The organism is Stutzerimonas stutzeri (assembly GCF_002890915.1).
GTDB lineage: Bacteria > Pseudomonadota > Gammaproteobacteria > Pseudomonadales > Pseudomonadaceae > Stutzerimonas > Stutzerimonas stutzeri_AF.
The window spans coordinates 22,520-32,126 of record NZ_POUT01000023.1 but is presented as its reverse complement, the minus strand read 5'-3'; the positions used below and the strand labels follow the sequence as shown (position 1 = coordinate 32,126).

9 protein-coding genes are annotated in these 9,607 nt (G+C 68.5%); 3 read left to right on the top strand and 6 right to left on the bottom strand.

Translation table 11 applies throughout. The features are described 5' to 3' along the window. Positions 1-127: 127 nt before the first annotated feature. Positions 128-898 (bottom strand): DUF899 domain-containing protein, encoded by a 771-nt coding sequence (locus CXK94_RS21965; protein ID WP_102895860.1) that lies wholly within the window; start codon positions 896-898, stop codon positions 128-130. A gap of 215 nt (positions 899-1,113) precedes the next feature. On the opposite strand from CXK94_RS21965, the gene CXK94_RS21960 reads away from it, so the two are divergent. Both CXK94_RS21960 and CXK94_RS21955 read left to right on the top strand, forming a co-directional pair. Continuing rightward, on the top strand, positions 1,114-1,377 hold the full coding sequence (locus CXK94_RS21960) for a PepSY domain-containing protein (RefSeq protein WP_102895859.1): 264 nt from the start codon (positions 1,114-1,116) through the stop codon (positions 1,375-1,377). Positions 1,378-1,482: 105 nt separating this feature from the next. Next, on the top strand, positions 1,483-2,367 hold the full coding sequence (locus CXK94_RS21955) for a pseudouridine synthase (RefSeq protein WP_102895858.1): 885 nt from the start codon (positions 1,483-1,485) through the stop codon (positions 2,365-2,367). A 199-nt stretch (positions 2,368-2,566) separates the two neighbouring features. Here the strand turns inward: CXK94_RS21955 and CXK94_RS21950 are convergent, their stop codons facing one another. From CXK94_RS21950 to CXK94_RS21930, 5 genes are all read right to left on the bottom strand, one after another. Then, positions 2,567-3,463, bottom strand: coding sequence for a ribose-phosphate diphosphokinase (locus CXK94_RS21950; RefSeq protein WP_037039625.1), 897 nt, complete (start codon positions 3,461-3,463; stop codon positions 2,567-2,569). Beyond that, positions 3,463-5,043: a thymidine phosphorylase family protein gene (locus tag CXK94_RS21945; protein ID WP_102895857.1), complete on the bottom strand. Its 1,581-nt coding sequence runs from the start codon at positions 5,041-5,043 to the stop codon at positions 3,463-3,465. The genes CXK94_RS21950 and CXK94_RS21945 overlap by 1 nt, the downstream gene beginning before the upstream one ends. A 119-nt stretch (positions 5,044-5,162) precedes the next feature. Continuing rightward, the gene (locus tag CXK94_RS21940) at positions 5,163-5,933 is read right to left on the bottom strand and encodes a 3-hydroxybutyrate dehydrogenase (RefSeq protein WP_102895856.1); all 771 of its coding nucleotides are present in this window, start codon (positions 5,931-5,933) and stop codon (positions 5,163-5,165) included. 95 nt (positions 5,934-6,028) lie between these two features. Continuing rightward, on the bottom strand, positions 6,029-7,420 hold the full coding sequence (locus tag CXK94_RS21935; protein ID WP_102895855.1) for a GntP family permease: 1,392 nt from the start codon (positions 7,418-7,420) through the stop codon (positions 6,029-6,031). 284 nt (positions 7,421-7,704) lie between these two features. Beyond that, complete coding sequence (locus CXK94_RS21930) at positions 7,705-9,045, bottom strand: short-chain fatty acid transporter (protein WP_102895854.1); 1,341 nt, start codon at positions 9,043-9,045, stop codon at positions 7,705-7,707. Between the two features lie 115 nt (positions 9,046-9,160). Between CXK94_RS21930 and CXK94_RS21925 the strand changes: the two genes are divergently transcribed. After that, positions 9,161-9,574, top strand: a complete 414-nt coding sequence (locus tag CXK94_RS21925; RefSeq protein WP_102895853.1) for a DUF192 domain-containing protein — start codon at positions 9,161-9,163, stop codon at positions 9,572-9,574. The last annotated feature ends 33 nt before the right edge of the window (positions 9,575-9,607 follow it).

The following is a 9,607-nucleotide window of genomic DNA, read 5'->3' as shown; positions in this document are numbered from 1 at the left end:
TCGTATAACTGAACAGCTCGTTTTGTTTGAGGTCGAGTCCACGCATCGGCTTGGGCTGGCTTCGGCAGAAGAGGATGGCCGCCATTTTGCCAGAGCCACGCGGGCTCTGGCTTTTTTCAACGGCCTGCTAGTCGTGGCAGCAACCGCCGGTATCCGAGCTGGGGCGCCCGCTCGGCATGACGCCGCCGCCGCTGCCGTAGCGGTCGTGATGGCGCACCCAGTCGGTGAGGTCGTGGTTCGGGCCGTTCTCGTTGCGGCCGTGGGGCGTCATGTCCAGCAGCACATAGGTGCCGAGCAGCTCTTCCGCGCCGCGCCCATAGGCGGAGAAGGTGTGGAAGATGTCGCCCTGCTCGTCGCGCAGGAACACGCTGAAGCCCGACAGCTCCTCGCAGACGAAGGGCTGCCAGACATAGTTGTAGAAGACCTTGCCATCGACGATGTCGTCGGGCTCGAAGGACACGTGGAAGTCGCGGTTGAAGCTGCTGCCGGCCGACGACAGCCAGCGGAAGTGCCAGCCCATGCGCCGGCGGAACGCCTCCAGCCTGTCGAACGGCGCCCGCGAGATGGCGGCGAAGCTGACGTCGTGGTGCTCCAGATGCACCAGCGCGCCCTGGATGTGATCCGCCTCGAACGAGCAGCCGACGCAACCCTCGGTCCAGTCCGGGCCGAACATGAAGTGCTTGATGATCAGCTGGCTGCGCCCGGCGAACAGCTCGCCGAGGCGAACCGGGCCACTGGCGTCGTGGAAGATGTAGTCCTGCTCGATGCGGCGCCAGGGCAGCTGGCGGCGCTTGGCATGGAGGGCGTCGCGCTGGTGGGTGAGCTGCTTCTCCTCGAGCAGATGGGCGCTGTGGGCGGCCAGCCAGTCCTGTTCGGATACGACCTTGTGCGTGCTCATGGGAACCTCCGGTGGCGTGAGTTCGCAAACCTGCTGCGGGGCCCCATCGCGCGGCAGGGGCTCCTGGGTATGTATCGAATGGCGTCGGGCGGAATCGACACCTGGCCATGCGATTCGCCCGGGCGTACGGTTGAACTTCCCGCTGGCCGCCGGGCTCGTAATCCCATGAGCCGCAACGGCGGCTCGACCCGTTCGTTCGCAGAAGGAAAGACGAGATGTACAACAAACCCCTGACCGCCGCGTTCGCCGTTGCCATCCTGGGTTCCGCTGCCGCCTTCGCGGCGGACAGGCCCGGTGCCGACTGGATCACTCTCGAGCAGGCCGTGGAAAAGGCCAAGGCTGCCGGCTACACCGAGCTGCACGGCATCGAGGCCGACAACGATGGCTGGGAAGGCGAGGGCATGAAGCAGGACGGCAAGAAGTACGAGTTCCGGATCGACGGCCGGACCGGCGAAGTCACCAAGGACAAGGAAGACTGACCGCGCCTTTCCCATGCAGGGCGTTCGTCCGCCCTGTCGCCGGGGAGGCCAGCCGAGCGCATAGCGGTTATCATCGCTGGCCCCGCCCGTCGCCATCTTCGCACCATGCCCGCTTCGAACTCCCGCCCCAGCACCGTGCACCTGCCGCCAGGCGACTGGCGCACCGTGCTCGATTGCCTGTGCGATCGTTTCCCGGCTATCGACCGCATGACCTGGCTCGATCGCATGGCCCGCGGCCGGGTGCTGGATGCCGAGCGGCGGCCGATCACTGCGCAGCATCCCTATCGGCCCGGGTTGCGCATCCACTACTTCCGTGAGGTGCCGAACGAGACGCCGGTGCCGTTCGAGGAACGCATCCTCCATGTCGACGACCATCTGGTGGTGGTCGACAAGCCGCATTTCCTCGCGGTGATGCCCGCCGGCGAGTACGTCGAGGAAACGCTGCTGGCCCGCCTGGGCAAGCGCCTGGGCAATCCCGACCTGGTGCCGATCCACCGCATCGACCGGCTCACCGCCGGGCTGGTGCTGTTCTCCAGCAACCGCGAAAGCCGCGGCGCCTACCAGGCGCTGTTTCGCCGGCGCGAGATCCACAAGCGCTACGAAGCGATCTGTCCGGCGCTGCCGCAGCTCGATTTCCCGCTGCGCCGGCGCCTGCGCATGGTCGCTGGCGAGCCGTTCTTCCTGATGCGCGAAGGCGCGGGCGAGCCCAACAGCGAGACGCTGATCGAGGTGCTCGAACGCCGGGGCGAGCTTTGGCGCTACGGGCTGTCGCCGATCAGCGGCCGCAAGCACCAGTTGCGCCTGCACATGGCCTCGCTCGGCGCCGGCATCTGCAACGACCCGTTCTACCCGCGGCTGCTCGAACGCGGCGAGCGCGACACGGACGACTACGCGCGGCCACTCAAGCTGCTGGCGCGCGGCCTGCGTTTCCGCGATCCGCTGAGCGGGGAACCACGCGCATTCGACAGCACGCTGCAACTGCAGTGGTAGGCGGCTGTGGCCATGGCTATCGCAGGCGCCGCTTGCGGGCGATTCGCCGCGACGCCGATGATCGCCGGCAAGGACTCGACGCCCCCCGGGCTCCTGCGGGTTCGCTGTGCACGTGACCTGAGGCGACAGGGCGGCTAGGCAGGGCGGATTTCAGCCCTCCACGCACATCCGTGCAGGCCACGCGCGTGCATTGACTGTTTCAACGCAGCAGCGGGCGCAGCGCCTCGGCCAGCTGCGTTGCCATGTACACCGCGTTGCTTTCGTGGGCGATGCAGTCGGTGCTCCAGATCTGGCCGACGCCGGCCGCGCGGATCACCTCGAGCGCATCGCCGGCGAACAGCGCATGGGTCACCGCCACGTCCACCGAGGCCGCGCCGGCCGCCAGCAGCTTCTGCGCGGCCTGGGCCAGGGTGCGACCGGAGCTGGCGACATCGTCCAGCAGCACCACGCGGCGCCCGGCGAAATCCAGCGCCGGCAGCGCGATCTCGACCCGATGATCGCCGTGGCGCACCTTGCTGCATACGCCATGTTCGAAGCCGTGCGCCGCGGCGGCGGCCTCGATCCACTGCCTGGCTTCGGCGTCCGGGCCGAGCAGCAGCGCGTCGGGATGGCGTTCGGCGATCAGCCGGGCCAGCGCCGGCGCCGCGCAAAGGGCCACCGCCGCGGCCAGCGGCACCGCTTCGTGCAGGGTGGCGACGCGATGCAGGTGCGGGTCGACGGTGATCAAGCCATCGAACTGGCTGGCGAGGAGCTGGCCGATCACCCGCTGGCTGACCACCTCGCCGGGGTTGAAAGCGATGTCCTGGCGCATGTAGGCCAGGTACGGCGCGACCAGGATCAGCCGCCGGGCGCCCAGGCGCCGCGCCTCGCCGGCCACCAGCAGCAGCTCGACGAGCTTCTCGTTGGGGTGGTCGAGGCCGCGGTAGAGCACCAGTTGCCCGGCCAGCGCCTCGCCCTCGGCCAGCGGCAGGCGCAGGCGCAGCTCGTCATCGGGAAAACGGTGGCGCTCGACCATGGCGGCCGGCAGGCCGCAGGCCTCGGCCAGGCGCAGGGCGGCGTCGCGTTCGTCGGCGAAATACAGCAGCAGGCTGTGCATCAGAACTCCACGTAGACGGTCGGAAGCTGGGCGGCATGGCCGAGGCTGAAGCCGCTGGCGCGCTCGCTGGCCTGGCGGGCGAAGGCGAGGTCGGCGGGAAAGTCCGCGTAGACGCGATACAGGCAGTCGCCGGCCTGCACGGGCTCGCCGAGCTTGCGCAGCAGGTCGACGCCGGCGCCCTGGACCTTGGGCGCGCCGGCCAGCCGGGCGATGCGCGCCAGTTGTAGGTTGTCGATGCCGGTGACCATCGCATCGCGGTCGGCCAGCACGTCGAAACTGAGCTTGGCCAGCGGCGGCTGGTTGTGGTCGAAGACCTTGCCGCCCTGGGCCTCGATGATCGAATGCATCTTCTTCAGCGCCCGGCCGGATTCGAGGATGTCGCGGGCGATGGCATAGCCGTCGCCGCCGCGCACGTCGGGATCGAACTCGAGCATGCGGCCGGCCAGACGCAGGGCCTTCTGCCGCAGGTCGTTGGGCGCGCGCGGGTCGTTCTGCAATACGCGCATCACGTCGCGCGCCTCCAGCACCGGGCCGATGCCGGCGCCGATGGGCTGGCGGCCGTCGGTGATCACCACGTCCAGGGTCAGCCCCAGGCGCGAGGCGACGAACTCGAACAGCTTGCGCAGGCGCTGCGCCTCGGCCATCGAGCGCACCTTGGCGGTGGGGCCGATGGGGATGTCCAGCAGCAGGTGGGTGGAGCCGGCGGCGACCTTCTTCGACAGGATCGAGGCGACCATCTGCCCCGGCGAGTCGATCGACAGCGGCCGCTCCACCGCGATCAGCACGTCGTCGGCCGGCGACAGTTCGCTGGTGCCGCCCCAGGCCAGGCAGCCACGCTCGTCGCGGACCATCTCGCAGAGGCGCTCGAACGGCAGCTGGACGTTGGCCAGCACCTCCATGGTGTCGGCGGTGCCGGCCGGCGAGGTGATCGCCCGCGAGCTGGTCTTCGGGCAGAGCATGCCGTGGGCGGCGACGATCGGCACCACCAGCATCGAGGTGCGGTTGCCGGGAATACCGCCGATGCAGTGCTTGTCCACCACCGGGTGCTCATGCCAGTCGAGGCGGCGGCCGACCCGGGCCATGGCGTCGGTGAGGAAGTACACCTCCTCGCGGTCCAGTTCGCCCTGGTTGCAGGCGACGACGAAGGCGGTCAGCTCGATCTTCGAATAGCGGTGCTCGGCGATGTCGCGCACGATGGCCTGGAAGTCTTCGCGGAGCAGGCGTTCGCCGGCGATCTTGCGGTGCAGCGCCGGGATGGAGGCGGCCGGCTCGGCCTGGGCGATCGCGGCGGGCACGCCGGCCTCGGCGCCGAGCTGGGCGAAGGCGTCCTCGGACAAGCCCAGCTCGGTGATACCGACGATGGCCGGGTCGTCCACCAGGTTGAGGCTGGCGAGGATGCGCTTGCCGTTGACGCGGATCTCCACCTTGGCCAGCGCCTGGAAACCCTCGGCGCGGCAGGCGGCGCAGTCGCGGTGCAGGTAGGCGACGTTCTCGCGGTAGGTGTCGATGGCGACCCGGCGCAGGGCCAGGTGCACGGGGGCTTTGCCGCTGGTCGGCGTGTCGCTGGCAATCGTGGTCATGCGGGCGGTTTCGCTGGGGATGGCAACAAGACCCTATCCCCAGCACGTTGCGCTTGCCAAGCGGCCGCGCGTCTTTTGTCCGGCCGCTTTGCCGCAGGTCAGCAAAAGCCGCTGGCGGGCTACTGTGCGACCCAGCCGCCGTCCATGTTCCAGGCCGCGCCGCGCACCTGGTCGCCGGCCTCGCTGCAGAGGAACAGCGCCAGTGCGCCCAGTTGCGCCGGGGTGACGAAATCCAGCGACGGCTGCTTCTCGGCCAGCAGGTCGTGGCGGGCGCGCTGCACGTCGCCATCCTGGCGGGCGCGCTCGTCGATCTGCTGTTGCACCAGCGGCGTCAGCACCCAGCCCGGGCAGATGGCGTTGCAGGTGATCGGCGTGGTGGCGGTCTCCAGCGCCACCACCTTGGTCAGCCCGACCAGCCCGTGCTTGGCGGCGACATAGGCGGACTTCTGTGCCGAGCCGACCAGCCCGTGGGCCGAGGCGACGTTGATGATCCGCCCCCAGCCGCGCCGGCGCATGCCCGGCAGCGCCAGGCGCGTGGTGTGGAACGCCGAGCTGAGGTTGATGGCGATGATCATGTCCCAGCGCTCGACGGGAAATTGCTCCACCGGCGCCACATGCTGGATGCCGGCGTTGTTGACCAGGATATCGACGCCGCCGAACGTCTCTTCGGCGTAGGCGAACAGCTCGCTGATCTGCTGTGCGCTGGCCATGTCCGCCGGGTGGTGGTGCACCTTGCCGCCGTGCCTGGCCACCTCGGCCACCGCCGCGGCGCTGTCGCCGAAGCCGTTGAGCAGCAGGTCGGCGCCGGCCTCGGCCAGCTTCAGCGCGATGCCGAGGCCGATGCCGCTGGTGGAGCCGGTGACCAGCGCGGTCTTGCCTTTGAGATTCATGAGGGAGGTCTCCCGCTTCGAGGTCGTTGTTTTGGGGTGAGTCAACACAAGCGTAGCGAGCGCTGGCCGAGCCGCCCGCCAACGGTGCGCATCGCTCAGACGATGCCGGTCAGGTAGAACACGCCGATCACGAAGAAGGCCGCCGTGGTGGCGATCAGCGTGATGGCGAAGATGTCCTTGTAGGACTCGCGGTGGGTCAGGCCGGTGACGGCCAGCAGGGTGATCACCGCGCCGTTGTGCGGCAGGGTGTCGAGGCCACCCGAGGCCATCGAGGCGACCCGGTGCAGCACCTCCAGCGGAATCTGCGCGGCGTTGGCGGCGGCGACGAAATTCTCCGCCATCGCGGCGAGCGCGATGCTCATGCCGCCGGAAGCCGAGCCGGTGATGCCGGCCAGCAGGTTGACGGTGATGGCTTCGTTGATCAGCGGGTTGGGGATCGCCGACAGCGTACCGGCAACGCTGATGAAGCCCGGCAGCGAGGCGATCACCGCACCGAAGCCGAATTCCGAGGCGGTGTTCATCGCCGCCAGCAGCGAGCCGGCCACCGCGGTGCGGCTGCCCTCGGCCAGCTTGCCGTGCAGGGTGCGGAAGCTGCTCGCCACCACCAGCAGGATGCCCAGCAGCAGCGCCGCTTCCACCGCCCAGATCGCCGTTACCTTGCCCACTTCGGTGACCAGGGGGGCGCTCATGCCGCCCAGCTGCAGGCTGTGGCTGGCGCCATAGACCTGCGGAATCCAGCGGGTGAACAGCAGGTTGGCCACCAGCACCAGGATCAGCGGCGACAACGCCAGCCAGGGATTGGGCAGCGCGATGTCCGACGGCGTCTCCGGTTCGTTGCGCAGGTTGCTGCCATAGCCCTCGCCGGCGGCCAGGGCTTTGCGCAACTGCCACTTGAGGTAGAGCATGCCGAGGCCGAAGACGAACAGCGTGCCGAGCAGGCCCAGCCAGGGCGCCGCCCAGGTGGTGGTGTTGAAGAAGGTGCTGGGGATGATGTTCTGGATCTGCGGCGTACCCGGCAGCGCGGTCATGGTGAAGGTGAACGCGCCGAGGGCGATGGTGGCCGGGATCAGCCGCTTGGGCATGTTGCTCTGGCGGAACATCTCGGCGGCGAACGGATAGACCGCGAACACCACCACGAACAGCGACACGCCGCCGTAGGTCAGCAGCGCGCAGACCAGCACGATCACCAGCATCGCCTGGCTGGTGCCGAGCAGGCGGATCGCCGCGGCGACGATGGAGCGCGAGAAGCCGGACAGTTCGATCAGCTTGCCGAACACTGCGCCGAGCAGGAACACCGGGAAGTACAGCTTGATGAAGCCGACCATCTTCTCCATGAAGATGCCGGTGAAGGCCGGCGCCACCGCCGACGGGTCGGTCAGCAGCACGGCGCCCATGGCCGCGATGGGGGCGAAGAGGATGACGCTGTAGCCACGGTAGGCCGCGAGCATCAGCAGGGCGAGAGCAGCAAGCGCGATGATGACGCTCATCGGGACGATTCTCCTGGCCCGCTGCGGCGCGACCGAATGCTGCCGAGGCATCCGGGAGGCTCGCTGCTGCACGGCAGGCGGTCTGTTGTTGTTGTTCGGCTGCGGGCGTGCCGCGCGGATAGGGATAGCGAGATCCGTGCCAGTACACAACTTATTGATAGAAAAGGAGTTTTACGAGCGTGTCCAGAAACGTGGACGAGGCGCATGTCCGCCGTGCCGGACATGCATGTCCATGAATCCGGACATTGGCCGCGCGCCGGCCGCAGGCGGCCGGCGCGGAGGGTTCAGCTCAGCCAGTACAACCCGCCGGCGATCACCACGCCGGAGAACACCAGGCTGAGCAGGCAGTAGCCCATGATGTCGCGTGCCCCCAGCCCGGCGATGCCCAGCAGCGGCAGGGCCCAGAACGGCTGGATCATGTTGGTCCAGGCGTCGCCCCAGGCGATTGCCATGGCCGTGACCTCCGGCGCCACGCCCAGCGCGGCGCCGGCCGGCAGCATGACCGGCCCTTGCACCGCCCACTGGCCGCCGCCGGAGGGCACGAAGACGTTGACCAGGCCGGCGCTGAGGAATGCCAGTACCGGAAAGCTGTCGGCCGACGACCAGGCGATGAAGGTATCGGTGACCTGACGGCCGAGGGAGACGCCGGCGGCATTGGCGCCGACCATCATCCCCATGATCCCGGCGTAGAAGGGGAATTGCACGACGATGCCGGCGATGCCGCGGATGCTCTCCTCGATGGCGCGCATGTAGCGCTCCGGCGTGCCGTGCATCAGCAGCCCGGCGAAGAGGAAGATCGAGATCACGATGTTCAGGCTCAGGGCCAGGCCGTTGGCGCGGAAGTGCTGGTAGAAGAACAGTAGCGCCAGCGCCACCACGACCAGGCCGAGGATGCGGCTGTCGTCCAGGCGCTGGGTGGCGGTTGCCCGCGGAATGTCGGCCGGCTGTGGTTCCTCCAGCAGCGCCGGGTCCACCACCTTCGGCGTCTTCGGCTGCATGGCCCAGTTCAGCAGCGGCAGGCCGACCACCAGCACGGCGATGATGATCAGGTTGTAGGGCGCGAACAGCGTCTGGCCGACGCCGATGGCTTCGCTCAGCACGCCGCCGCTCATTTTCTCCAGGTCCGCGCCGCCGCTGGCCAGCGACAGCGGAATCGAACCGGAGAAGCCGCCGTGCCAGATCAGGAAGCCCGAATAGGCCGAGGCCACCAGCAGCGGGTAGTCGACCCCGCGTACCTGACGCGCCAGGGCGCGGGCGAACACCGCGCCGATGACCAGACCGAAGCCCCAGTTGATCCAGGAGCCGGCCAGCGCCACCAGCGTGACCAGCACGATGGCCTGTCCGGGCGTCTGCGGCGTTCGCGCCATGCGATCGAGCAGGCGGTTGATCGCCGGGGCGCGTGCCAGGGCATGGCCGGTGACCAGGATCAGCGACATCTGCATGGTGAACGCCAGCAGGTTCCACAGACCGTTGCCCCAGTGCTGTGCCATGGCCGGCAGGCCCTGGCCGGTGCCGAGCATGGCCGCGACCAGTACGATCAGCGTGAGCAGGATGGCGAAGACGAAAGGTGAGGGCAGGAAGCGTTGCACCAGGTAGACGCTGGCAGCGGTTATTCTGTGGATCATGGTTTCACCTCGCTTGTTGTCGTTATGGCGCGCCGCATGGCGGCGATCGTTTCGCTTATGAGTATCGTCCGCTGGGGCTGTTCCCGCCGCGGCCGCTTTCAGGGAGGCTAGGTCGATGCGTATTGCGCTTCTGATGTCGCTGTTCTTCGCCCCGCTTGCGCAGGCGGCCGAGCCGCTGTCATTGCAGCTGGGCACGCATCGGCTGGAGGCCGAATATGCCGTCACCGCCGAGGCGCGCCGGCGTGGCCTGATGCGGCGTACCGAACTGGCGGCGGACAGCGGCATGCTGTTCCGTTTCGACGAGGTGCGGCACCACTGCCTGTGGATGAAGGACACGCCGTTGCCGCTGTCGGCGGTGTTTCTCGATGAGGACGGGGTGATCGTCGACCTGTTCGAACTGGAACCGCTCAGCACGGATGTTCGCTGCTCGCAGACCCCGGCGCGCTATGCGCTGGAGGCGAATCGCGGCTGGTTCGAGGCGCGCGGCATCGGTGTGGGCGGCCGGGTGGAAGGGCTTCCGGGGGATTAGCCACAGTCGTGGCGCTGCGTTGGTGGAAAAGGC

What these genes read in the sequence shown, in the direction of transcription:
- CXK94_RS21940 (WP_102895856.1), bottom strand. Translation starts at nt 5,933, where the DNA reads ATGAATCTCAAAGGCAAGACCGCGCTGGTCACCGGCTCCACCAGCGGC.
- CXK94_RS21945 (WP_102895857.1), bottom strand. Translation starts at nt 5,043, where the DNA reads ATGACCACGATTGCCAGCGACACGCCGACCAGCGGCAAAGCCCCCGTG.
- CXK94_RS21960 (WP_102895859.1), top strand. Translation starts at nt 1,114, where the DNA reads ATGTACAACAAACCCCTGACCGCCGCGTTCGCCGTTGCCATCCTGGGT.
- CXK94_RS21930 (WP_102895854.1), bottom strand. Translation starts at nt 9,045, where the DNA reads ATGATCCACAGAATAACCGCTGCCAGCGTCTACCTGGTGCAACGCTTC.
- CXK94_RS21925 (WP_102895853.1), top strand. Translation starts at nt 9,161, where the DNA reads ATGCGTATTGCGCTTCTGATGTCGCTGTTCTTCGCCCCGCTTGCGCAG.
- CXK94_RS21955 (WP_102895858.1), top strand. Translation starts at nt 1,483, where the DNA reads ATGCCCGCTTCGAACTCCCGCCCCAGCACCGTGCACCTGCCGCCAGGC.
- CXK94_RS21935 (WP_102895855.1), bottom strand. Translation starts at nt 7,420, where the DNA reads ATGAGCGTCATCATCGCGCTTGCTGCTCTCGCCCTGCTGATGCTCGCG.
- CXK94_RS21965 (WP_102895860.1), bottom strand. Translation starts at nt 898, where the DNA reads ATGAGCACGCACAAGGTCGTATCCGAACAGGACTGGCTGGCCGCCCAC.
- CXK94_RS21950 (WP_037039625.1), bottom strand. Translation starts at nt 3,463, where the DNA reads ATGCACAGCCTGCTGCTGTATTTCGCCGACGAACGCGACGCCGCCCTG.